The organism is Variovorax sp. LG9.2 (assembly GCF_035018885.1).
GTDB lineage: Bacteria > Pseudomonadota > Gammaproteobacteria > Burkholderiales > Burkholderiaceae_C > Variovorax.
The window spans coordinates 209,088-234,848 of sequence record NZ_JASJXB010000001.1; the positions used below are offsets into that span (position 1 = coordinate 209,088).

Consider the following 25,761-nt stretch of genomic DNA (forward strand, 5'->3'; position numbering starts at 1 on the left):
AACGCATGAGCGCCGTCTGGACGGACGAGGTCGCGCCATCGGCCAACCTCAAGATCGAGCGCGACACGCACAAGCTTGAAAAGCGCCTGTGTCGTGAAGTCGGCCGCGCCATAGTCGACTACAACATGATCGAAGAAGGCGACAAGGTCATGGTGTGCGTGTCGGGTGGCAAAGACAGCTACGCGATGCTCGACATCCTGCTGAAGCTGAAAGCCCGCGCGCCGATTCATTTCGACTTGATCGCCGTCAACCTCGACCAGAAGCAACCGGGTTTTCCTGAAGAAGTGCTGCCCAAGTACCTGAGCGAACTCGGCGTGGCCTTTCATGTCGAGAACCAAGACACGTACAGCATCGTGAAGCGTGTCATCCCCGAAGGCAAGACGACCTGCGGCCTGTGCAGCCGGCTGCGGCGCGGCATTCTGTATCGCGTGGCCGATGAACTGGGCGCCACCAAGGTCGCGTTGGGGCATCACCGCGACGACATGCTGCAGACCTTCTTCCTCAACATGTTCTTTGCCGGCAAGCTCAAGAGCATGCCGCCCAAGCTCGTCAGCGACGACGGACGCCACATCGTCATTCGGCCGCTGGCCTACGTGGCTGAAAAAGATCTGGTGCGCTGGGCGCAGCACCGCGAATTTCCGATCATTCCGTGCACGCTGTGCGGCAGCCAGGAAAACCTGCAGCGCAAGCAGGTCGGCGAGATGCTGCGCGACTGGGACAAGAAGCATCCCGGCCGTGTCGAAAACATGTTCACCGCGCTGCAGAACGTGGTGCCGTCGCACCTGCTAGACGGCACGCGGCACGATTTCAAGGGATTGAAGGCGACGGGCGTCGCGGACGACGAAGGCGACAAGGCGTTCGACGCGCCGAACTTCGATGCGCTAGCGCCGACCTTGCCGGCGTTGCCCATGCGGCCGGGGTCGTTGGCGCAATCGGCTTTGCGAATCGTGCAGGTTTGAGGCGTGGAAATTCAGACATGAGCCGGGTGAGACGACCCAGGCGCGCTCTGTTGGCCCCCGCCGCCCTTCTCATGCTGGTCGCGCTGTCTGGTTGTGCCACCAATTGGGTGGTCGACAGCGATGTCCGCAGTTTTTCGAGGCTGGCAGTTGCACCGGTAATGGCCGATGCCACCTACCGCTTCGAGCGGCTTCCGTCGCAGCAGTCGAACGAGGCGGCACAGCAGACGATCGAGTCAATGGCGAGCGCCGCGCTGGGCAATGTCGGTTTCCGGCGCGACGATGCGAAGCCGCGCTACAGCGCGCAGATCGACGCACGCGCGGACGCGTCGCTCTCGCCGTTTGCCGACCCGTTGCTCTACGGCGCCCATCAAGGGCTAGGGTTCGGCGCAAGGGTCGACTACGGTTACCGGGGGTTCTACGGTCCGGCGTTCCCGAACATGGCGAACTCCTGGTATGTCAGGAAAGTCAGCATCGTGCTGCGCGAACTTGCTTCGGGCCAAGTGGTCTACGAGACACACGCAAGCAACGACGGGCCCTATAACCGGAGTGCGGCCATACTTTCAGTCATGTTCGAAGCCGCTCTGCAGGGCTTTCCGAACCCGCCCGCCGGCGAGCGGCGCGTAGACATCGCCCTGCCCGGCACCAACGCCCCGGCCCGGCCCTAGATCGTTCCGGATGGAAGAGGCCACGCGACTCATTGCCGTGCGCCATGGGGAAACTGCATGGAACGTCGGCACACGCATTCAGGGGCAACTCGACATCGGCCTCAACGCCACGGGCGAATGGCAGGCCCGTCGCGTCGGACAGGCGCTGGCCGACGAAGCCATCGACGTGGTCTACGCCAGCGACTTGACGCGCGCCTGGAACACGGCGCTCGAGATTGCGCGACCACTCGGGCTCCAGGTCAGGCCGGAGCCCCGGCTGCGAGAGCGCGCTTTCGGATGTTTCGAAGGTATGAGTTTTGCGGAGATCGAGCAAAACTTGCCCGATCAGGCGCGGCTGTGGCGAGAGCGGGACCCCGCCTTCACGCCCAGGGGTGGTGAAAGCCTGCTGGTGTTTCGTGATCGCATCACTGCAGTGGCGGCCGAACTCGCCGCTCGCCATCCCGGCGAATTGGTCGTGCTGGTCGCGCACGGCGGCGTGATGGACGTTCTCTATCGTGCTGCAACCCGGCAGGGCTTGCAGGCACCCCGTACCTGGATGCTGGGCAACGCCTCCATCAACCGGCTCCTTTGGACTCCCGAAGGTTTCATCCTCGTGGGCTGGAGCGACACAACGCATCTGAACGACGCCCTTAACGACGACGCAACGGTCTAGACGATCAAAAAGCGCTGTTGTACCTGCCGCAGCAATAGACCCTTGCTATCGAAAATTCGTCAAAATTTGACGTTTCAATGTCAGTCGTTTGTATTCAAAAAGTAAAAACGCGCGCACAATCTCATCAAGCAAGATGCCTTGTCAACACGCCAATCGAAACGAAATGCGTCAAGTGTTGCCGCGTTCGTGTTCAAGAAATAGGCCGTTGAACATGTCGTTTGGCCGGTGGTAACCGACTTGGTCTCTCGGCAGGATGGTAGCAACGGACAAGAGTGAGTGCTTTGTAATTAAGTGAATAACGGTTCTGATCTTGTTTATGCACTGATCAGGCCGGGGCCAAAGGATCTTCGATGACAGTTTTCATACCGGTACACCAGCGCATCGCGTTGCGCGCGGCGGCGAACCCGAAGAAGGTTGCTGTATCTTGTAACGGCGTATCGATCACTTACGAAGAGCTCAACAGCCGCTCCAACCAGTTGGCGCGACGTCTGCAGCGCGCCGGAGCAGGTCGCAACAAACTGATAGCCATCGGCATGGAGCGTTCCATCGACATGGTGGTCGGACTGCTCGCGATCTTGAAATCCGGCAGCGCCTACCTCCCGATCGATCTCGAATATCCGATGGAGCGGCTCGATTTCACGGTCAGTGACGCGCAACCGGTGGCGATGCTGACCACCGCAGCCAGTGCGGCCGCCATGCCGACGTCGTCGGCACCGGTGCTCCTGGTGGACGACGGCAGTGCGGCAAACGAGGACAGCAGCAACGTCGGCACGGCCGACCCCGATGCGCTGGCCTATGTGATCTACACCTCAGGTTCGACTGGCAGGCCCAAGGGCTGCCTGGTCACGCACCTGAACGTCACCCGGCTTTTCGATGCGACCGATGCCTGGTACGACTTCGGGCCCGACGACGTGTGGCCGCTCTTTCACTCCCACGCCTTCGACGTGTCCGTTTGGGAAATCTGGGGATCGCTCAGCTACGGCGGCCGACTGGTCGTGGTGCCCTATCTGACAACGCGCTCGCCCGACGACTTTCTCGCATTGCTGGTGCGCGAACAGGTCACGGTCCTGAATCAGACGCCATCGGCTTTCAGGCCGTTGATCGAAGCCGACCGGCGCGCCGCGCTTGCACCGGACGCACTCCATTTGCGCTACGTGATCTTCGCGGGTGAACCCCTCTCCTTCGAAATGCTGCGCCCGTGGTACGAGCGCCATGGCGACACAGCGCCCGTCATGGTCAACATGTACGGCATTACCGAAACCACCGTCCACGTCAGCTATCGTCCGGTGAGCTGGCAAGACCTCGAACTGCGCCGCGGCAGCATGATCGGCTGCCCGATTCCCGATCTGCGCATCGACCTGCTGAACGAACAGTTGCAACCGGTGGCCAATGGCGACATCGGTGAAATCGTCGTCAGCGGCCCCGGCGTGACCAACGGCTACCTCCGACGCCCCGACCTGACGGCGCAGCGATTCATCGACTGGACCGACCCGGCCACTGGCGCAACCTTGCGCGCCTACCGTTCCGGCGACCTCGGAAAACGCCATCCCGATGGGGATATCGAATGCCTGGGTCGCATGGACCATCAGGTCAAGATCCGGGGCTTTCGCATCGAGACCGGCGAGATTGAGAACCTGTTGCTCGGGCATCCGGGCGTCAGAGAGTGCGCTGTGCTGGCTCGCACCGACCATGCCGATGGCGAACCGCGGCTGGTGGCTTATGTCGTGATGGCTGCAGGGCATGTTCCGGCGTCCGATCTCCGCAGCCACCTCGCCAAGGATCTGCCGCAGTTCATGCTGCCGGCCGCCTTCGTCGAGCTGCCCATGTTGCCCATCACCGAAAACGGCAAGCTCGATCGCCGCGCTCTGCCTGCGCCCCCGCGCGAACGCCCCGAGTTGGCGACGCCTTATCAAGCGCCATCGACTGCGCTCGAAGAACGGGTGTGCCAAGTGTTCACCGAAGTGCTGGAGATCGACCAGACCGGCCTTGCGGACAACTTTTTCGAACTTGGCGGCACCTCGCTGCTGGTCACCCGTGCACTGGTCATGCTGCAGGGCGCGGGTCAGCGCACGCTGGGCGTGACAGACTTTTTTGCCGACCCGACGCCGTGCGCGCTGGTTCGACTGTTGCTCGCACCGACGGCACCCGCGGCCGTGTCACCCGGTGTCGCCGGGGCCCGTGTCGAGCGCACTGGCAGCGGTCTGGAACCCGTCGCCATCATCGGCATGGCTGGACGCTTCCCCGGCGCGGCCGACATCGAACAGTTCTGGGACAACCTCTGCGCTGGCCGCGAGACCATCACCTTTTTCGACGACGCCACGCTGGACCCGAGCGTGAGCGCCGAACTGCGCACCGACCCGGCCTATGTCAAGGCGCGTGGCGTGATCGCCGATACCGAGATGTTCGATGCCGCCTTTTTCGGCATCAACCCGAAAGAAGCTGCACTGATGGACCCGCAGCAACGCATCTTTCTGGAGCTGTGCTGGGAGTGCGTCGAGCGGGCCGGCTATGCGCCCGACAATGCGCCAGGCACCGTGGGCGTGTTTGCCGGCATGTACGGCAGCACCTACCTGCACCGCCATGTGATGCCGCGCCCGGACCTGATCGAGCAGGTCGGCGACTTCCAGGTGATGCTGGGCAACGACAAGGACTACATCGCCACCCGCGTGGCGCACCGGCTCAACCTGACCGGCCCCGCCATCAGCGTTCACTCGGCTTGCTCGACCTCCCTGGTCGCGATTGCGCAGGCGTTTTCTGCGATCCGCAACGGCGACTGCGACATGGCCCTGGCAGGTGCCGCTTCTATCACTTCGCCGCCCCGCAGTGGCTATCTGCATGAAGACGGCGCGATGCTGTCGCCCGACGGCCACACGCGCAGCTTTTCTGCCGGGGCCCAAGGCACCGTGTTCAGCGACGGCGCGGCCGTTGTGCTGCTTAAGCGCCTGTCGGCCGCACTGGCCGATGGCGATACCGTGCACGCCGTGCTGCGCGGCACAGCCGTCAACAACGATGGCGGCGTCAAGGCCAGCTTCACGGCGCCCAGCGTGGACGGGCAGGCCCGCGTGATCACTGCTGCACTGGCATCGGCGGGCGTCGGCGCGAGAAGCATTTCCTATGTCGAGGCCCATGGCACCGCGACGCCGATGGGCGATCCGATCGAGATCGCAGCGCTGACCAAAGCCTATGGCGCCCAGACCACGGACACCGGTTTCTGCGCCGTTGGATCTCTCAAAAGCAATATCGGTCACATCGTCGCGGCTTCGGGGGCGGCCGGCCTGATCAAGACCGCGCTGGCGCTGCAAGGCGAATGCATTCCGCCTTCGATTCATTTCGATGCGCCGAATCCCGCGATCGACTTCGGCGCAACACCATTCCGCGTGGCCGATCGCCTGCAGGCCTGGCCCCGCGGCGACCAGCCGCGCCGGGCGGGCGTCAGCTCATTCGGCGTCGGTGGCACCAACGCCCATGTGATCGTGGAAGAAGCGCCGCTTCGGCTGCCATCGGACGCCACGGATGCGCCGCAGTTGCTGGTGCTCTCGGCCCGCTCGCCAGCAGCGCTTGCTTCCGCCAGTGCCCGATTGGCCGACCACCTCGAAGCCCATCCGGGCCTGTCGCTCGCCGACGTGGCGCACACCCTGCGCGTCGGTCGAAAGGCGTTTGCGCAGCGCGGCTGCGTCGTGGCATCGTCTACGACACAAGCGGTGACGGCTCTGCGCTCGGTCGAGGCGCCGATGCGCGCCACCGGCGCGACAGGCGCCCGCGTGCCGCAACCGGTCTTCATGTTTCCCGGCCAAGGCGCGCAGTACGCCGGCATGGGCAGCGCCCTGTATGCGGCGGAGCCGGTTTTCCGCGCCGCGTTCGATGAATGCCTTGCCGCGTTCGGTGACGTGCTGCCCTTCGATCTGCGCGAACGCATGTTCTCGGTCGACATCGCGGCACTGGCGCCGACGTCGGTTACACAGCCGGCCACCTTCGTTCTGGAATACGCGCTCGCCCGACAACTCATGGCGCTGCATGTCACGCCGGTCGCATTGATGGGTCACAGCGTGGGCGAGTTCGTGGCCGCGGTGCTGGCCGGCGTCATGCGACTGCAAGACGCTGCCCGCCTCGTCGCGGAGCGCGGCGCTTTGATGCAAGCCTTGCCATCGGGATCGATGCTCTCGGTTCGCCTGTCAGCCGTCCAAATGCAGGCGCGCTTGCCCGCCGGCCTCTCGTTGGCCGCCGACAACGGACCGACCGCCAGCGTGGTGGCCGGGCCCACCGACGAAATCGAACGCCTGCGCACACAACTCGAAGCAGATGGCGTCGCCGCCAAGCTGCTGCAGACCTCGCACGCGTTCCACTCCGCCATGATGGATCGGGCTGTGGCGCCGTTCGAAGCCCTGGTGCACGGCATCGAGCTGTCGGCGCCCACGATACCGATCTACTCGACCTTGACGGGCGCCTTGTTGAAGCCCGAGGAAGCCATCGATCCGCACTACTGGGCACGTCATCTTCGCGAGACCGTGCGCTTTTCGCCGGCAGTGCAAGCGGTGCTGGCACAAATACCGGAAGCCGTGTTCGTCGAGATCGGTCCCCGCAACACGTTGGCGACGCTGGTACGCCAGCACGCGAACAAAGCACTGCCCGTCTCCGCGCTGTCCCTGCTCGCCGACCGCCCCGAAAACGAACGCGATGCGTGGCGGCTGGCCGCTGGCCGACTCTGGACGCTCGGTGCCGACATCGCGCTCGACCAGCTCGACAGGCGCAATCGCAAGCACCGTCTGCTGTTGCCGACCTACCCCTTCGAGCGCAAGCGCTTCTGGGTCGACATCGAGCCCACTGCTTCCGCCATTCCGTCTATTCCTCCTTCTTCAATTGCCTTACCGGAGTCGTCCATGACCACCGCCGCTTCCACAGCTCTCACGGCACCCCCGCGACGCAGCAACCTGACCCTTGGTTTGCAAGCTCTGTTCGAGGACATCTCGGGTATCGACATGGCCGGCGCCGACGGCTCGACGCCTTTCGTCGAAATGGGTTTCGATTCGTTAACGCTCACGCAGGCCGCCCTCCAGGTCAAGAAGCAGTTCAAGACAAATCTAAGCTTCAGGCAGTTGATGGAGAGCTACCGGACATTCGATTCGTTGGCCGCGTACCTCGACGCCACGCTACCGCCCGATCCGATCGCGACACCGGTTGCGGTCCCTGCCCCCGTAGCAGCCGTTGCGGTGGTGGCACAGCCCGTGTCCGTCGCCATGACGTACGCCGCACCTGTCGCTCCCATCGCCATGGACTCGGCGACCGGCACGCTCGTTCAGCAGGTCATCGCGCAACAGATGCAGCTGATGCGGCAACAGCTGGCCTTGTTGTCGGCCACGCCTTCATTGCCCACGCCGGTCGCGATGTCAGCCATGTCGGCAGCACCCGCCGCAGTGGCGCAGGTTGCAGCGGCGGCGCCCGTCGTTGCGATACCTGTCCCAACCATCGCTTCTGAAACGCCATCGGCCGAGACCGAAGGCACGATGAAGTACGACGTCAAGAAAGCGTTCGGCGCCATCGCCCGTATCCACACGCAGTACAAGGAGCCGACCGACCGGCAAAAGGCACGGCTGGCGTCGTTCATCCGCCGCTACACCGAGCGCACCGCCAAGAGCAAGGCTTTCACCGAAGCCAACCGGCCTGTGATGGCCGACCCGCGTGTGGTCAACGGCTTCCGTCCGGCGACCAAGGAAATGGTCTATCAGATCGTGGTCGAGCGTTCCAAGGGTTCGCAGTTCTGGGACATCGACGGCAACCAGTACGTCGACGTGCTGAGCGGCTTCGGCATGAACCTGTTCGGCTGGCAGCCCGACTTCGTGAACGACGCGGTGAGGAAGCAACTCGACCTCGGCTACGAAATCGGCCCGCAGCATCCATTGGCTGCGGACGTGTCGCGCACCATCTGCGAACTCACCGGCCACGACCGTGCAGCACTGTGCAACACCGGCTCCGAAGCCGTGATGGCGGCCATTCGCATCGCACGCACCGTGACGGGCCGCAACACCGTCGTAGTGTTCACCGGCTCCTACCACGGCACCTTCGACGAAGTGCTGGTGCGTGCCGGGCGCGAGGCCAAGGGCATGCCTGCCGCGCCGGGAATCATGCGCGGCATGTTCGGCGACGTGCGCGTGCTCGACTACGGCACGCCCGAAGCACTCGAATTCATTCGGAACAACGCCGACGACCTGGCCGCCGTGCTGGTGGAGCCGGTGCAGAGCCGTCGCCCCGACTTCCAGCCGCGCGACTTCCTGCGCGAGGTGCGCGCCATCACGGAGAAATCGAAGACCTGCCTGATCTTCGACGAGGTCATTACCGGCTTCCGTTCACACCTCGGCGGTTGCCAGGCCATCTTCGGCATTCGCGCCGACCTGGCTTCCTACGGCAAGGTCATCGGCGGCGGCTTCCCGGTCGGCGTGGTCGCCGGCAAGCGCGAGTACATGGACTCGCTCGACGGCGGCGCCTGGCAGTACGGCGACGACTCGATCCCGACCGTGGGCGTCACCTACTTCGCCGGCACCTTCGTGCGCCATCCGCTGGCACTGGCTGCTTGCAAGGCATCGCTCGATCATTTGAAGGAATCGGGCGAAGGCCTGCAGACGCAGCTCAATCTGCACACCGCCGCGATGGCCGACGAGCTCACCGCCTTCTGCCGCGAGGTCGGCGCGCCGCTCGAGATTCGTTACTTCACCTCGCTCTGGCGCATCAGCTGGCTCGAAGACCATCCGTTCCAGGATTTGATGTTCGCCATGATGCGCAGCCGCGGCGTGCACATCCTCGATAATTTCCCGTGCTTCATGACGACGGCGCATTCGCACGAAGACATCGCGCGCATCAAGTCGGCCTTCAAGGAATCGGTCGCGGAGATGCAGGAAGCCGAGTTCCTGCCGCGCCGCGTGACGGCCGAACCGAGCTTCGATGCCGCCCATCCGCCGGTGCCGAATGCCCGCCTGGGCCGCGACAAGGACGGACAGCCCGCCTGGTTCGTGCCAGACCCGGCCGCCCAGGGAAAATTCATGAAGATTCAGGCATGAGCAGCGCAGTGATGGAAGTCCCCGACATGGAAGTCCCACCAGCCGCATCCGCTGCAGCTGAATTTGATCCCTTTGCAGGCGGCGCGATCGCGCAGATCGTCTCGACCACCGAAGCGCAGCGTGAAGTGTGGCTCGGCGACAAGTTGAGCCAGCAAGCCTCGCTGGCTTACAACGAAGCAGTCAAGCTGCGCCTGCGCGGTGTGCTGGACACGCGCGCACTCGCTGCCACGCTCGACAGCCTGATCGCACGTCACGACTCACTGCGGGCAACGATCTCGCCGGACGGCACGCAATTGCTGATCGGGGAAGCTACTCCGCTCTCGATGAGCGAGCACGACCTGGCACATCTGGATGCCAAGGCGCAGGCGAAGTCGCTCGACGAAGATTGCGTCACCGCAGTCACGGAGCCGTTCTCTCTCGAAGAAGGTCCACTTTTTCGCGCAGCGCTGTACCGGCTTTCGCCGGTCGACAACGTGCTCTTGATGACCGCGCACCACGCGGTCTGCGACGGCTGGTCGTGGGGCGTGATCACCGAAGAACTTGGCCAGCTCTATGCCGAACAAATCGGTGAAGGGCCGGCCCTGGAGGCCGCGGCGCAATACGCCGACTACACCGCATGGGAAGCGGCCGAAACGGCCAGCCCCGCGATGCAGGACCACGTCGACTACTGGCTCTCGCGCTTTGGCGGCAGCACGTTGCCCGTGCTCGAATTGCCCGTCGACCATCCGCGCGCTGCGGTGCGCACCTTCACCTCGCAGCGCATCGATCACCTGCTCGACCGCGAACTCGTCGACGCACTCCGCAAGGTCGGCGCAGCATCGGGCACGAGCCTGTTCGCGACGATGTTCGGCGCCTTCGCCACCCTGCTGCACCGCCTGACCGAACAAGATGATCTGGTCATCGGCATTGCCGCTGCCGGGCAAATGGCCGCCGATATGCCGACGCTGGTCGGGCACTGCGTCAACTTGCTGCCCATGCGCGTGTCAGTCGACGGACAGTTGCCGTTCCATGCACTGGTGCGCCAGTCCGGTACCGCGCTGCTCGATGCTTTCGAGCATCAGTCGCTGACCTATGGCACGTTGCTCAAGAAGCTTCCCGTGCCGCGCGACCCGAGCCGGCTGCCGCTGGTCAACGTGCTCTTCAACGTCGACCGCGACGCAGCACCGGGCAACGGCACCTTTCCGGGCCTCGATGCGCAGGCGAGCAGCGTGGCGCGCCGCTTCGAAAACTTCGAGCTGTTCCTGAACGTGACGCCCGTGACCGGCGGCATGCAGGTCGAGACCCAATACAACGCCGACCTGTTCGACGAGCAGACCGTGCGCCGCTGGCTTGCGATGTACGAGTGCCTGATGCGCTCGGCGGTGCAAGACCCTTCGCAAGGCCTGGCCCGCATGAACATGCTGCCGGCGACCGAAGCGGCTGTGCTGCGCGCGTTGCAGCCCGCTGCAACGCCGGTGTCGGGTCTGGCGCTCATGCACGCAGGCTTCGTCGCGCAGGCGGCTCAGCAACCGACGCGCGCCGCGTTGCGCGCAGGCGTGACGGAGTGGACATACGCCGAACTCGACCAGCGCTCCAATCGAATGGCGCACGCGCTACGCGCTCGTGGCGTGCAGCGCGGCCAGCATGTCGGCCTGTGCCTGAATCGAAGTGCCGACATGATGGTCGCCGTACTGGCCATCCTGAAAGCAGGCGCCACCTACATTCCGCTCGATCCTGAATTTCCGAAGGCACGCCTCGACTACTACGCCGAAGACGCCAAGCTGGCATTGCTGGTCACCGATTCGCAAAACGAGGCCGCACCACGCGAATGGTGTGCGGATGCAGCCGATCGTCTGTTCGAAATCGACAGCGACACGTCCTGGCTCGACCTGCCGGGCGAGTCGCTGGCGCCCAGCGCCAAGGACGCCTTGCCAGAAGACCCGGCCTACGTGATCTACACATCAGGCTCGACCGGCAAGCCGAAGGGCGTTTGCGTGCCGCACGGTGCGGTCGCCAACTTCTTGCAGAGCATGCGTCGCGAGCCCTCGATCACGGCTGACGACAAGCTCGCCGCCGTAACCACGCTGTCGTTCGACATCGCCGTGCTCGAGCTCATGCTGCCGCTGATCGCCGGCGCCGAAGTCGTGATGGTGCCGCGCGAAACCGCCATGGATGGCAACGCGCTGGCCGCACTCCTCGACGCCACCGGCGCAACCATGATGCAAGCCACGCCAGGCATGTGGCGCTTGCTGGTCGATGCGCAATGGCAAGGCCCACGGGGCTTCCGCGCGCTGGTCGGTGGCGAGAGCCTGCCTGCCGACCTCGCGCAAGAAATGCTGCTGCGCTGCGGCGAAGTCTGGAACATGTATGGCCCGACCGAGACCACCGTGTGGTCGACGCTCTGGCGTGTGACCGCGGCAGGGCTGGCCGACCGCAGCGTGTCGATCGGCAAGCCGATCGCCAACACCACGGTGTGGATCGTCGATGCGCAAGGCCAGCCATGCCCCGTCGGCATCCCCGGTGAAATCTGCATCGGCGGCAAGGGCGTGACGCTCGGCTACCTCGACCGGCCCGAGTTGACGGCGGAAAAGTTCGTCTCGCATCTGCTCGGCGGCACCGAGGGCACGATGTACCGGACCGGCGACCGCGGTCGCTGGCGCAACGACGGCCTGCTCGAACACATGGGCCGCTTCGACTTCCAGGTAAAAGTCCGCGGCTACCGCATCGAACTCGGCGAGATCGAAGCGCGCTGCGACGAGGCCACCGGCGTCGCACGCAGCGTGGTCATCACGCGCGAAGACCAGCCGGGCGACGTGCGTCTGGTGGCCTACCTGGCGACGTCGCCGGGCGCTTCGATCGACCTGGTCGAACTGGACCGCCACCTGCGTGCCCGCCTGCCGCAATACATGGTGCCGCAGCACGTGGTGGTGCTCGACGCCCTGCCGCTGTTGCCCAACGGCAAGGTCGACCGCAAGGCGCTGCCCAAACCAGAAACTCCGCAACACGACGCAGCAGAACGCGTGGCGCCACGCAACGACGGCGAACGCCGCGTGCTCGAGGTGATGGAAAAGGTCTTGAACCTCCCGGGCCTCGGCATTCGCGACGACTTCTTCGCGCTGGGCGGGCATTCGTTGCTGGCCGCGCGGCTCGCAACTTTGCTCAGTCGCGAGTTCGACATCACGATCCCGCTGCGCACCTTGTTCGAAGCGCCGACGGCGGAACGACTGAACGAAGCGGTCGAAGCGATCGTCAGTTCGGGCGCGCCGCGCCGCGAGCCGATCGTTCATGTCGCAAATCGTCGCAGCGCGCCGCTGACGCCGATGCAGGAGCGCATCCGCTTCATCGAAGAGATGCATCCGGGTCGTCCTGTCTACAACGCACCGTCGGCCCACCGCCTGGGTGGCGCGCTCGATGTGAGCCGCTTCAAGGCAGCGCTCGGCGAGATCATTCGTCGCCAGCCCGCAATGCGCACGCAGATGGGCGTCGACCCGGAAACGAACGCGCCGGTCGAAATCACCATCGACGACATCGGCTACGCGCTGCCGGTGATCGACCTGGGTGCCATCCCTGCTGAGCAGCGTGAGGCCGAGCTGGCCGCACGCATGCAGGAAGTTGCCGACCGGCCGATGGACATCCATCGCGCGCCGCTCTTCAACGCAGCGTTGTACAAGCTGGCGGACGACGACCATGTGTTCGTCTTCGTGCCGCACCACCTGATCTGGGACGGCTGGTCTTTCGACATCCTGCAGACCGAGCTGAACGCGATTTACGGCGCCATGACGAAGGGCATCCCGCACAGCCTGCCGCCAGTGCCCATCAACCACGGCGACTACGCCGACTGGTACGCGCACTGGCTGCAGCAGCCCGATTTCCATGCGCACCTGCGCTACTGGAAGCAGCGCTTCGCCAGCGCGCCGTTGCCCAAGGCACCGCGCACAGACATGCCGCGCAAAGCCGGCATGAGCGGCGAAGGTGGCACGCACTGGATCAAGATAGACAAGGCGCTGACATCGCGCCTGCGCGACATCGGTCGCAACCAGGACGTCACCTTGAGCATGCTCACGCTCGGCGTCTACGTGCTGATGATGAGCGACGTGATCGACACGCGTTCGATCGTCATCGCGACGCCGGTGCGAGGCCGAGAAGCGCCCGAGACCGAATCGGTAATGGGTTTTTTCAACAACACGCTGCCGCTTTCGTTCCAGATAGATCGATCGTTGCCTTTCGGCGATTTCATGCGCTACATCAAGCAGGAATTGCTGTCGGTCATGAATCATCAGGAGGTGCCATTCGAACGCCTCGTGACCGAACCGGAATTTGCCGAACGTGCGCAACGCGTCGGCTTGTACCAAGGTCTCTTCTCGTTCCAGGATGCACGTGAGCGGCCGCGCGAAATCGGTGGTCTGGCCTATCGCCAGATGCACTTGCTGCAACGCGGCGCCACCGACGACCTCGGCATATGGCTGATGGACAAAGCCGATTGCCTCGAAGGCGCGATCGTCTACAACGCCGACGTGTACCGCCACGAGACCGGGGCCGCTTTCAACGAACGCTATGCCGAACTCCTGCGCCGCGTATCGGAACACCCGGACAGCACGCTGGAGTCATTGGCCTCGCCCGAAGGTTCGGCGAGCGCGACATACCTGCGCCGCCTGGCACCGAGCAGTGCGGCCGCGATGATCGCCGACGCCCAGCGCGCCGCTGAATCACGCGCACGGCCTGCTCCGGACCTGCTGCTGCCCGAGCAGGCGCATCTCGCACAGGTCTGGGCCAGTGCCCTCGGCATCGACGTCAACGACATCCGTGCCAGCGACACATTCTTCGATCTGGGCGGCGATTCGCTGCTCGCCATGCGCGTCATCGCGCAGGCCGAAAAGGTCATGGGCTTCCGCATCGAGCCACGTCGTTATGTCTTTGAAAACCTCGGACAACTGGCTGTGACCGCATCGGGCACGGCGCTTGATTCAGTGGCCTTGACGTCGAACGACGACGAACCCAAACGTGGCCTGCTGGGTCGTGTTTTCAGCGGCTGGTCCCGCAAACGTTGAGGCAAATGACCATCGTGCAGCTTCCATCGATTGCGGGATGCCGGCTGTGGCACGTCGACCTCGACGCTGCCGCCGCGCCGCAAGCGCCTGAGTGCTTGTCGGCCGATGAAAGCGCTCGCGCGGCGCGCTTCGTTTTCGAGCGCGACAGTCGCCGCTACGTGGCGGCGCACATCGCGCTGCGCGAAACGCTGGCGATGGTGACGGGCTCGACCGCTTGCGACTTGGCATTCGATGTCGGCGCATTCGGCAAGCCATCGCTCGCTGCGCCGTCGGCGCTCCGCTTCAATCTCAGCCACAGCGCAGGCGCCGGCCTCATCGCGATCGACGACAGTGACAGCGCTACGGAGATCGGTGTCGACGTCGAGGTGCTGCGGCCGTTGTCCTATTCCGCAGCGCTGGCGGCGGAATACTTCACTGCTGCCGAGCAACAAGGCCTGGCGGCGACGGCCCCCCCGGATCGCGATCTCGCGTTCCTCACCTGCTGGACGCGCAAGGAAGCCTGCGTGAAGGCGCTCGGACTTGGCCTGAGTATCGACACCTGTTCTTTCGAGGTAGGCGTGAATCTCGAGTCCCAAGACGTCGATATGGTTGTCGGCGGCAGGACAGAGACATTGCGGGTTCACTCGTTCCGGCATGGTCCCGCCCTTGTTTGCGCGTTCGCCAAAGTTGTCGTCGAAACGCCCTCCAAAATGATCCCCACCAATGCATTGATTGAAAGGGAATTCGCGTGATCCCATTGCTCTTCGGGCAACCGTCACGGCAGCTTTTCGGGCTTTATCACACTCCCGAAAAAAGCAGTGACTTAGCCGTGCTCATCTGCCCGCCTTTCGGGCAGGAAGCCATTCGCACCCATCGCTTCTTTCGTGTGCTGTCGGACCGACTGGCGCGCGGCGGCGCCGCGGTGTTGCGCTTCGACCTTTATGGCAGTGGCGACTCGGCTGGCATCGACCTGGATGGGGACATTGAAGGCTGGTGGCGCGACGTCTGTACGGCGCACGACGAACTGCGGCGGCACACAGCCGGCCGACGTGTAGTCTGGCTCGGCTCCCGGATGGGGGCGACGCTTGCGGCCATAGCCGACCGAAGTGGTCGTTGCGACCCCGACCGACTCGTCCTGTGGGACCCGATTTTCGACGGGCGCCGTTACATGGAAAGCCTGCGGGTGGCGCATGTCGAAGCGCTTGAGCGCTCGTACTTCATGCCCGACCGTGCATGGCGCCGTCGTCTCGAGAGCGAAGCGGAGGCCTACACCGACGAAGTCCTCGGTGTCGCCATTTCCCCTGAGTTGCGCCAGCAGTTCCGTTCGCTCGTGCCGGAAGCCATCAAGGCGCCAACACACCGCACGGTGATGCTGGCCGATCCAGCCGACCACACGGCGAACAAGTGGGCGCAATCGGCCGTCGCCAACCATGCGCCCCTGCGCGTGGCCAGCTTTCGTCACTCCCTGGATTGGACGACAGATCCGAATGCTGAGAATCCAGTGGTTCCCGGTGAAGCTATCCAACGTTTACTGGCAGAAATAAATGAATGAGATCAAAGAATTTCCGGTTCTCTTCGGCAGCGACGGTTCGTTGCTTGGGATGGTTTCGGTACCGGTGGAAGGGCCCGTTCAACCGGTCGCCTGCATCTTCTACAACATGGGCGGCAACCACCGCGTGGGGCCGCGGCGGATCAATGTCAAGCTGGCGCGCCAATTGGCACGGGCTGGCGTCAGCAGCATTCGCTTCGACCTTGCCGGCTTGGGCGACAGTGGTCCGGTGACCGGCTCCCAAACCTTCATGGCGCGAGCGATTCTCGACGTCCAGGCGGCCATGGACCAAGTCCAGGAATCGCTCGGAATCCGGCGCTTTATTTTGATGGGCTTGTGCTCGGGAGCGCCGAGTTCGCTCGAAGCCACCGTCGCCGATCCTCGCGTGGTGGGGCTGCTTCAGTTCGACGGCTATGCGTTTCCGGGGCGCCGTGCACGGTGGGAACGCGCACTGCGCCGCGCACTGGTGGTGCCAACCAATCCGATCATGATTCTGAAGACGGTGCGTTGGATCAAACGCAAGCTGGCCGGACCAGGCGCAATCGAAGGCGAAATCTTCACCACGGGCACGCTCGAAGACAAAGCAAAGGTCTTCGTCGACTGCATGAATATCGTGGCCGAGCGCAACATTCCGACGCTGCTGCTGTACACCGGCACCCTGAATTCGGTCGATCGGCATCTTGACCAGCTCGGCCCCTTTGCCAACGAGAAGTTCGCCAAGCACGTCGAATACGTTTTCATCGGCGAGATGGACCACAGCCTGACCACGCAGGCCACGCAGCGAATGTTTCTCAAAGTGGTGGGCGACTGGACAATGCGCGCCGTGCACGGCCTGACCTCAGCGGCAGTGAGGCCTGCAGCGAAGTCAGAGTCGAGCACCAGCAGTTTCGGCGCACTCACCGCGATACCGAACCCAAAGCGCACGGCGTCGCGTGCGATGGCGACAAGCCTCTAAAGCCCTTGGTCCCGCGTCAGACCGCAACGCCAGGTGCTGGCTTGACAGCCGCCTCGCCCGGCAGCGTCTGCATCGGTCCGGTACCGCTGTAGCGGTCGAGCGCCAGGTAGATCGCAGGCGTGATGTAGAGCGTGATCACCTGGGAGAAAAGCAGCCCGCCGACCACTGCGACGCCCAGTGGCTGACGCAGTTCCGCTCCGGCGCCGAGCCCGAGCGCCAACGGCAACGCGCCCATCAAGGCGGCCAGCGTCGTCATCAGAATCGGCCGAAAACGCAACCGACACGCTTCGCGAATCGCATCGACCGGCGACATGCCTTCATTGCGCTGCGCGTCGAGTGCGAAGTCGATCATCATGATGGCGTTCTTCTTCACGATGCCGATCAACAGCAGGATGCCGATGGTCGCGATCAACGTCAGGTCGAAACCGAACAGCTTGAGCGACAACAAGGCGCCCACTGCCGCTGAAGGCAGCCCGGCCAGAATCGTCAGCGGATGGATGTAGCTCTCGTACAGCACTCCGAGCAGCACGTAAATGACGAGCACCGCCAGGATGAGCAGCACGGCCTGGCTCGACTGCGAACTCTGGAACACCGCTGCATCGCCACCGTAGCTGGTGATGATCGACGGCGGCATCTTGATCTCCGCCGTGAAGCGGTCGATCTTGTGGGTGGCATCGCCGAGCGGGACGTTGGGCGCCAGATTGAACGACACCGTCACCGCCTGCAGCTGACCCTGGTGGTTGACCGAGGTGGGCCCGACCGTGCGCTTGACGGTTGAAAACGCCGACAGCGGCACCAGCTGACCGGCGCGGTTGCGCACCGACAAACGCGACATGTCGTCCTCGAACTGACGGTCGTCGTCGGAGGCCGAAAGAATCACCTGGTAGGTATTGCTGGCGCTGTAGATGCTGCCGATCTGCCGGTCGCCATAGGCGTTGTAGAGGGCGGTACGCAAGTCGCCGACCGACACACCGAGCACGCCCGCCTTGTCGCGATCGATGTCGAGCGTGGCCTGCAGACCGCGATTCTGCGAGTCGCTGGTGACGTCGCGAAAAGCCGCATCGGCGCGCATGCGCTCCATCAGCTTGTTGGCCCACTCGCTCATCTCGCCAGCGCTCACACTTTGCAGCGTGTACTGGTACCGCGCCTTGCTCTGGCGCCCGCCGAGTTGCAGGTTCTGCACCGGCCGCATGTACACGGCAATGCCGGGGATTTCACGGAAGCGTTTTCGCAATGATTCGAGCACTTGCGCCATCGGCGGGCGCTCGCTGCGGGCCTTGAGCACGGCGAACAATCGACCGGAATTCTGCGTAGCCGTCGGACCACCGACGCCGACGAACGAGTTGACGTAATCGACGCTCGGATCTTTGCCCAGCGTTTCGGCCACGCGGTCTTGCAGCACCTTCATCGCGGTGAAGGAAATGTCTTCGGCCGCTTCGGTCGTTATCTGGATCTGGCCGATGTCTTCCTCGGGGAAGAAGCCTTTGGGAATCGTCACGAACATCCACGCAGTGAGCACGAAGGTCAATGCGGCGATGCCGAGCATCACCGGGCGGTGCAGCAGAGTCCAGTCGAGCGTGCGCATGTAGTTGCGGTGCACCCTTTGGTAGCCACGCTCGAAGCCGCGGCCGATGGCGGTGCCAGGCTCGGAATGCTGCTCTTCATGATCGAGCACGCCTTCCTTCACCGTCACCTGCTTCAGCAAGCGGCTGGCCAGCATAGGCACCAGTGTCAGTGACACGATGGCCGACACCAGCACGGCGAGCGCTACGACCACAGCGAACTCGTGAAACAGCAAGCCGATGACGCCCGGCATGAAGAACACCGGGATGAACACCGCCACCAGCGAGATCGAGATCGAGACGATGGTGAAGCCGACTTCGCGTGCGCCGCGCAGCGCTGCTGCGTAAGGCTCCATGCCTTTTTCGACGTATCGCATGATGTTTTCGAGCACCACGATCGCGTCGTCGACCACCAGCCCGACCGCCAGCGTGATGCCGAGCAGCGAGACGTTGTCCAGGCTGTAGCCGAAGGCATAGAGCAAGGCGACCGCGCCGACCAGCGAGATCGGAATTGTCGCCGCCGGAATCAGCGTCGCGACGATGCGATGCAAGAACAGGAAGATGACCAGCACGACCAGCAGGATCGTGCCGATAAGGGTGAGCTGCACGTCGTGCACGGCTTCGCGAATCGACAGCGAGCGGTCGTTGACGAGATTGATTTCGACCGACTGCGGCAGCTCCGCACGGAAGCGCGGCATGAGCGCGCGCACGGCGTCGACCACCTGCACGGTGTTGGCGTTCGGCTGGCGTTGCACCGCGAGCGAGATCGAGCTCTGACCGTTGAAGCTGCTCGCCGTCTTGACCGATTCGAAGCTGTCTTCGATGGTCGCCACTTCGTCCAGCCGCACCGGTGCGCCGTCGCGTTGGCCGACGATGAGCTTGGCAAAGTCGGCCGCCTTCATCAGCTGCTGGTTGGCCTGGATGGTCAGCGTCTGGCGCGGGCCGTCGAGCACGCCGACGGGCGTGTTGGCGTTGGCCGAATTCACCGCCTTCGCCAGCTCGTCGAGTGTGATGTTGCGCGCGTTGAGCAGGTTCGCATCGGCCTTGATTCGCACCGCGAACGCTTTGCGGCCGTACACGCCGACCTGCGCCACGCCGTCGATGGTCGAGAGGGTGGGCGAGATCAGGTTCTCGGCGTAGTCGTTGAGCTCCGCCGGGTTCATCGACGGCGACACCAGCGCGATGAACAGCACGGGTGCGTCGGCCGGGTTCACCTTGCGGTACGACGGCATCTGCGTGAGCTCGATCGGCAACTGCCGCTGTGCGCGCAACAGCGCAGCCTGCACGTCCACCGCCGCGGCATCGATGTCGCGGGAGCTGACGAACTCGAGAGTGAGCGAGGTCACGCCCTGCGTGTTGACCGAACTGATGGTCTGCAGCCCTGGAATGGTCGAAAACTGCTTTTCCAGCGGCAGCGCGACCGAAGACGCCATCGTGTCGGGGCTCGCCCCCGGCAACTGCGCCGACACGTTGATGACCGGCGTGTTGTAGCTGGGCAGCGCGGCGACCGGAATGTTGAGGTACGCAAAGATGCCGATGACCACCACCGCGGCCGACAGCAGCACCGTCATCGCCGGACGGCGGATGCACAGCTCGGAAATGTTCATGCGCGGTCCCTCGCCTTGGGATCGACTTGTGCAGGCGACAGCGCAGCCGGCGATGCCGAGCCGGAGGACGCGGGAGATGACGTATCGGGCGACTTGTCAGGCGACCGGCCCGGCGCAGCGGCGGGTGCAGCCGCTGCTTCGATGCGCACCTTGCCGCCGGGACGCACGTTCTGCTTGCCTTCGATGACGACCATCTCTCCCGGCTCGACGCCACGCACCACGACCTGCGTGCCGAAGGTGTAGACGGTCTGCACCTTGCGTCGCGTGGCCGTCTGATCGGCATTGACGACATACAGCGCATTGCCTTCGGCCAGCATCATGACGGCCGCGGCAGGGACCACTGTCGCATCGGGCAGGGTGCGCACGATCACACGCGTTTCGACGAACTGCCCGGGCCACAGGCCCTGGTCGGCGTTGTCGAAAACGGCTTTGGCGCGCACCGTGCCGATCAGCGGATCGACCGTGTTGTCGACAAAGCTGAGCGCGCCGGCCAGCGGCTCCTTGCGGCCCTTGACCACGGCTTCGACCCTCGTCTTCGCGCGGGCCGCGGCCAGCAAATCCTGAAGTTGCCCTTCAGGCACCGGAAAGCTCACAGCGATCGGGTCGAGCTGCGTGATCGTCACCAGCGTGCCGGCCGGCTGCACCAGCGTGCCCGGGTAAATGTTGACGGCACCGATACGCCCGGCGATGGGCGCTCGCAGCGTGGAATAGCCGAGCGCGACTTGCGCCGACTGCACTGCGGCGCGATCGGCCGCGACCGCCGCGCGCTGGGCTTCGAGCTGCGACAGCGTCGAATCGGCAGCACTCTTGGCAATGAAGTTCTGCGCCACCAGATCCTGGCTGCGCTTGTACTGGCGCTCCAAGTCGGCCATCGTCGCCTCGTCTTTTTGCTGCTGGGCACGGGCCTTGGCCAGATTGGCCTGATCCGGCCGCTGGTCGAGCGTGAAGAGCAACTGGCCGGCTTTGACGAACTGGCCTTCCTTGACGTGCACTTCGCTCACCGTATTGGTGACTTGGGGCCGCAGATCGACGCTGTTGAGCGACACCACGCTGCCGTTGACCTGCACCGTGACCGGCACCGTTTGCTTCAACGCGGCAGCGACTGTGACCAAGGCCGGCGCGCCTGCGCCGGGTACGCCGGCGGCCGCGACCTTCGCGGCGGTGTCGCGCGAATGCGATCCCGACCACCACCAGGCTGCCCCTGCGACGGCGACGACGAGCACACCGGTCAGGGCGCGGGAGGCATTCTTCTTCATGGGGACGTTTTCATAGGGTCGAAAGGCGGCGTTCGCGGGCATGGGCAGGGGCGCTTGCTATTGGAGCAGTGGCCCGGCAACCCGTCCATAAAAGGTTTCTTTATAAGTCTGGCGAAATGTGAATCAGCACACGGACATGACCATCGCACCAGGGAACATGCAAGATCGGCGCCGCTAGAATCTCAGCTTCCCACAGCCTCTGGATGTACCCCATGAAACGCTGCAAAAACTCCCCTAATGCTCATATTTTAATAGCGCTCTGCGCTGTGCTGGCGCCTGCTGCGGCGCTCTTTACTGTCGATGCGCGTGCTCAGGCAGTGCCGGTGCCACAGACCCAGTTCGAAGCAGAAGCCGGCGGCCGCAACTTTCCGATCGGCACGTTGCGCGGCAAGTTCATGGTGCTCAATCCGCCCGAAATCAAGCTCGACGGTGACCTGGAGCGCATGTCGCCGGGTGCACGCGTTCGCAGTGCGCAAAACATGCTGGTGATGCCCGGCGCGATCGTCGGCCAGAACTTGCTGGTCAACTACACGCGCGACGCCTCCAACCTCGTGTCGCAGGTGTGGATCCTGACACCCGACGAAGCGCGCGCCGACCGCGAATCGGCTGAAAAGCCCTTTCTGAATTTTTGGCCTTTCGTGGCCAACAACGGCCCGCGGGACGACGGCAAAACACCGTTCGACCAGTTACCCAAATACGGCGAATAAAGCCGGCAAATAACGCCGGCGAACCAGGCCGCGCTTCCCGCGCCGCTCTACCCGCCCCACTGTTCTTGCTGCTGAACATCGATCGCCCACCGTGCGGCGCTCTCAGCCCTCATCCGTCTTCAGCTTCCCTCCTTCAAAGCGGTCGCATCGCGCATTCCATGTCCAAAAAAGTCTTTATCAAAACCTTCGGTTGCCAGATGAACGAGTACGACTCGGACAAGATGGCCGATGTGCTACACGCCGCCGAAGGTTACGAGCAAACCCAGGATGTCGATGAAGCCGACCTCATCCTCTTCAACACCTGCTCGGTGCGCGAGAAGGCGCAAGAGAAGGTCTTCAGCGATCTCGGCCGCGTGAAGCACCTGAAGGCCAAGGGCGTGAAGATCGGCGTGGGCGGTTGCGTGGCGAGCCAGGAAGGCGAAGCCATCATCGCGCGCGCGCCCTATGTCGACATCGTGTTCGGCCCGCAAACCCTGCACCGCCTGCCCGAACTGTTGAACCAGCGCGCGGTGCAGGGCCGACCGCAGGTCGACATCAGTTTTCCAGAGATCGAAAAGTTCGACCATCTTCCGCCGGCACGCGTCGACGGCGTCACCGCCTTCGTATCGATCATGGAAGGCTGCTCCAAATACTGCAGCTACTGCGTGGTGCCTTACACCCGTGGCGAGGAGGTGAACAGGCCGCTCGACGACGTGCTCGTCGAAGTCGCCGGCCTGGCCGACCAGGGCGTGCGAGAGGTCACGCTGCTGGGCCAGAACGTCAACGCCTACCGCGGCAGGATGGGTGACACCAGCGAGATTGCCGATTTCGCACTGCTGATCGAATACATCGCCGAGATCCCTGGCATAGAGCGCATCCGATACACGACCAGTCATCCGAACGAGTTCACGCCGCGGCTGATCGAGGCCTACGCGAAGGTGCCGAAGCTCGTCTCGCATCTGCACCTGCCTGTGCAGCACGGCAGCGACCGCATCCTGATGGCGATGAAGCGCGGCTACACGGCGATGGAATACAAAAGCACGGTGCGCAAGCTGCGCGCCATCCGTCCCGAGCTTGCGTTGAGCAGCGACTTCATCGTCGGCTTCCCTGGCGAAACCGACGACGACTTTGCCAAGACCATGAAGCTGATCGACGACTGCCGGTTCGACGCGAGCTTCAGCTTTATCTTCAGCCCACGTCCCGGCACGCCGGCAGCGCAGTTGCACGACGACACGCCGCACGCAGTCAAGCTGGCGCGGCTGCAAACGCTTCAGGCCGTCATCGACGGCAATGTGCGGCGCTTCGGTGAAGCGATGGTGGGCGGCACGCAGCGGGTGTTGGTCGAAGGCAGGTCGCGCAAGGATGCGGACGAACTCATGGGACGCACCGAGTGCAATCGGGTCGTCAATTTTGCAGCGCCGCCGCGAAGCCTGCAGATGCCTGAGTTGCTGGTCGGCCAGATGCTCGACCTGACCATCACGCGGTCGCTGGCCTACACGCTGCGTGGCGACGTGGCAACGCGTGAATCAGGGGCCGCAATGCCGGCCCCTGAGGCTCACGCAGTGCTCGCCGCCTGATGGCGAAATTGCCTTCGGCGCGCGGCTCGTTCCAGCAACTGCTGCTCTTTGCGTTTTTGCTGATCACCGCCCTGCTGGTGGGTGTGGCGGTGCGCTCGGTATTCCAGTACGACCTGTTGATGACGCAGAGCCGCGACGCGGCGGCGCGCGCCGTCACGCTGTCGGGCGCCGCCCAGTCCCTGGCCGAGCGCAGCGCCGCGATGGAGCGCGCCGGCCGCCAGTCGCTGGTGCTCAACGACGCGGTGCTGCGGCGCCGCTTTACCGATGCCGAGCACGACGCGAATGGCGCGCTCGACAAGCTGGTGCAAAACGACCTTGGCGTGCCCGCCGCCGACGCCTGGCGTCAGCAGCTCAATGTCATCAACGACCTCATGAACGGCAGCCCCGACAGCGCCCTCACGCGCGAAAGCTCGATGGCGGTGCAGTTTCGCGATCTCGATGCGCTCAACACCAACATCGCGCAGCAGGCGCAATTGCTGATCGAAACGCAAAACAGCGCGCTGGCGACGCGCATCGAGAACGCCCGCAAGCGGCTGATGCGCCAGGTCATCGCCGCGAGCGTGCTGGCGGTGACGCTGGCGCTGGCGTTCGGCGTGTGGCTGGCGCGACCGTTCAAGCGGCTCGAACGCGCCATCGTCGGGCTCGGCGAAAACCGGCTCGACGTGCCGATCGACATTCGCGGGCCGGCCGACGTGCGCCGCGTATCGCAGCAACTCGAATGGTTGCGCTTGCGGCTGACCGAACTAGACGCCGACAAGGCACGCTTCCTGCGGCACGTCTCGCATGAACTCAAGACACCACTCGCCGCGCTGCGCGAAGGCGTGTCGTTACTGGAAGACGGCGTGACCGGCGCGCTCAATCCAGCGCAGCGTGAAGTCGCGCAAATCCTGCAACAAAACACAGTGGCGTTGCAGGGGCAGATCGAAGCCCTGCTCCGCTTCAACGCAGCCGCGTTCGAAGCTCGCGAACTGCGGCGCGAGCGGACCGCGCTTTTGCCACTGATCGAAGAGCAGATCGATTCGCAGCGCCTGCAGTGGCAAGGCCAGGGCCTCACTGTGCGGGCGAGCGGCGAGCCGCTCATGATCACGGTCGACCCGGTCAAACTGGGCACCGCCATCGCCAACCTGCTGTCGAACGCCATTCGGTTTTCGAGCCGCGGCGGCACCATCGCCATCGAGGTGTCGAGCACGCCGGAATTAGCGCGGATCGACATAGGCGACGCCGGCCCCGGCATTGCGCCGGCTGATCGCGACCGCGTGTTCGAGCCGTTCTTCCGGGGCGAGCGTCAACCTGAGCATGCGGTGAAGGGAACGGGCATCGGACTTTCGATCGTGCAGGAGTACATTGCAGCTCACGGTGGTCGTGTCTCGCTGCTGCCCGATGGCCCCGGCGCCCGCTTTCGCATCGAGCTGCCGCTGACCGTCTGACGCCACGCCGGTATTCACCCGTACCTTCACGCCCGAACTTCACACCTTGCATTCCGTTTTGCACGTTCTCACGCGCCGTTTCAAGACCATGTCTTTTTCGATCGTCCGCTGGTCATCCACCGCTTTGATGGTGTCCGTGACGCTGGTCACGCCGTTTTGGCTGGCAGGCTGTACTGTCGCGCCGAGGCAGCCTGCTGCCGAAGCCAGCGTCAGCCCTCCGGCGCATGCCGCGGTGCCGCCGTCACCGCCGGCGGTGCAGCCGGTCGAGGTGGAACCCACGCCGCCCGCCACGCAGCCGGCCTCGATCTTCACGCTCATCACGCAAGGACCGGTCGCGGCGATGCTTCAGTACAGCGAAAAAGTGCGCGGGATGAGTGGGGGCGAGCTGTCGACCGAACTGCAGCGCGTCGGCGATCCGGGCGATTCGCCCACGACGCAGATGCAGGTTGCATTGGTGCTTGCGCAGACGCGCGTGCCGGCCGATCTCGCCCGCGCCATGGGTTTGCTGCAACGGGTTTCGACCAGCAACGCATCGGACGCAAAACCGCTTCAACCGCTGGCCCGCGCTTTGGCATCGCGCTATAACGAACAGCGCCGTGTCGAAGACGACCGCGATCGCCAGGTTGCACAGTTGCGCGACGCCCAGCGCCGCATCGACCAGCTCAACGATCGCATCGAGGCGCTGCGCGCCATCGAACGCAGCTTTGCGCGCCCTGCCGCCAATGCGCCGACCGGCTCGGGCACGCCGGCCGGCGGTGCCGCACCCGCCGCCAACTCCGGCAACGGCGCAAAGCCTGCGCCTTGACTGACT

General features: G+C 64.2%; 14 protein-coding genes. 12 read left to right on the forward strand and 2 right to left on the reverse strand.

Annotated features, from left to right (window positions below; all coding sequences use genetic code 11):
• Positions 1-5: 5 nt before the first annotated feature.
• The 8 genes from ttcA (at position 6) to QN413_RS01020 (ending at position 16,835) form a co-directional block, all read left to right on the forward strand.
• On the forward strand, positions 6-959 hold the full coding sequence (gene ttcA / locus QN413_RS00985; RefSeq protein WP_323494819.1) for a tRNA 2-thiocytidine(32) synthetase TtcA: 954 nt from the start codon (positions 6-8) through the stop codon (positions 957-959).
• A gap of 71 nt (positions 960-1,030) precedes the next feature.
• A complete protein-coding gene (locus tag QN413_RS00990; protein WP_323494820.1) occupies positions 1,031-1,624 on the forward strand; it encodes a DUF4136 domain-containing protein in 594 nt (197 codons plus the stop codon).
• 10 nt (positions 1,625-1,634) lie between these two features.
• Positions 1,635-2,276, forward strand: a complete 642-nt coding sequence (locus tag QN413_RS00995) for a histidine phosphatase family protein (protein WP_323494821.1) — start codon at positions 1,635-1,637, stop codon at positions 2,274-2,276.
• A gap of 350 nt (positions 2,277-2,626) precedes the next feature.
• Positions 2,627-9,325: a polyketide synthase gene (locus tag QN413_RS01000; RefSeq protein WP_323494822.1), complete on the forward strand. Its 6,699-nt coding sequence runs from the start codon at positions 2,627-2,629 to the stop codon at positions 9,323-9,325.
• Positions 9,322-14,352: a non-ribosomal peptide synthetase gene (locus tag QN413_RS01005; protein ID WP_323494823.1), complete on the forward strand. Its 5,031-nt coding sequence runs from the start codon at positions 9,322-9,324 to the stop codon at positions 14,350-14,352. Before QN413_RS01000 ends, QN413_RS01005 begins: the two co-directional genes overlap by 4 nt.
• Before the next feature lie 5 nt (positions 14,353-14,357).
• On the forward strand, positions 14,358-15,083 hold the full coding sequence (locus QN413_RS01010) for a 4'-phosphopantetheinyl transferase family protein (RefSeq protein WP_416352112.1): 726 nt from the start codon (positions 14,358-14,360) through the stop codon (positions 15,081-15,083).
• Positions 15,080-15,883 carry an alpha/beta hydrolase family protein gene (locus tag QN413_RS01015; protein ID WP_323494825.1) on the forward strand — a complete coding sequence of 268 codons (804 nt, stop codon included), beginning with the start codon at positions 15,080-15,082 and terminating at the stop codon, positions 15,881-15,883. The genes QN413_RS01010 and QN413_RS01015 overlap by 4 nt, the downstream gene beginning before the upstream one ends.
• On the forward strand, positions 15,876-16,835 hold the full coding sequence (locus QN413_RS01020; protein WP_323494826.1) for an alpha/beta fold hydrolase: 960 nt from the start codon (positions 15,876-15,878) through the stop codon (positions 16,833-16,835). The genes QN413_RS01015 and QN413_RS01020 overlap by 8 nt, the downstream gene beginning before the upstream one ends.
• 16 nt (positions 16,836-16,851) lie before the next feature.
• Here the strand turns inward: QN413_RS01020 and QN413_RS01025 are convergent, their stop codons facing one another.
• Complete coding sequence (locus QN413_RS01025) at positions 16,852-20,004, reverse strand: efflux RND transporter permease subunit (protein ID WP_323494827.1); 3,153 nt, start codon at positions 20,002-20,004, stop codon at positions 16,852-16,854.
• Positions 20,001-21,260: an efflux RND transporter periplasmic adaptor subunit gene (locus tag QN413_RS01030; RefSeq protein WP_323494828.1), complete on the reverse strand. Its 1,260-nt coding sequence runs from the start codon at positions 21,258-21,260 to the stop codon at positions 20,001-20,003. The genes QN413_RS01025 and QN413_RS01030 overlap by 4 nt, the downstream gene beginning before the upstream one ends.
• A gap of 212 nt (positions 21,261-21,472) precedes the next feature.
• Here QN413_RS01030 and QN413_RS01035 point away from each other — a divergent pair, with 212 nt between their 5' ends.
• The 4 genes from QN413_RS01035 (at position 21,473) to QN413_RS01050 (ending at position 25,755) form a co-directional block, all read left to right on the forward strand.
• Positions 21,473-21,967 carry a hypothetical protein gene (locus tag QN413_RS01035; protein WP_323494829.1) on the forward strand — a complete coding sequence of 165 codons (495 nt, stop codon included), beginning with the start codon at positions 21,473-21,475 and terminating at the stop codon, positions 21,965-21,967.
• Between the two features lie 158 nt (positions 21,968-22,125).
• Positions 22,126-23,523: a tRNA (N6-isopentenyl adenosine(37)-C2)-methylthiotransferase MiaB gene (gene miaB, locus QN413_RS01040; RefSeq protein WP_323494830.1), complete on the forward strand. Its 1,398-nt coding sequence runs from the start codon at positions 22,126-22,128 to the stop codon at positions 23,521-23,523.
• Positions 23,523-24,950, forward strand: coding sequence for a sensor histidine kinase (locus QN413_RS01045; RefSeq protein WP_323494831.1), 1,428 nt, complete (start codon positions 23,523-23,525; stop codon positions 24,948-24,950). Before miaB ends, QN413_RS01045 begins: the two co-directional genes overlap by 1 nt.
• An 88-nt stretch (positions 24,951-25,038) precedes the next feature.
• The gene (locus QN413_RS01050) at positions 25,039-25,755 is read left to right on the forward strand and encodes a hypothetical protein (RefSeq protein WP_323494832.1); all 717 of its coding nucleotides are present in this window, start codon (positions 25,039-25,041) and stop codon (positions 25,753-25,755) included.
• The last annotated feature ends 6 nt before the right edge of the window (positions 25,756-25,761 follow it).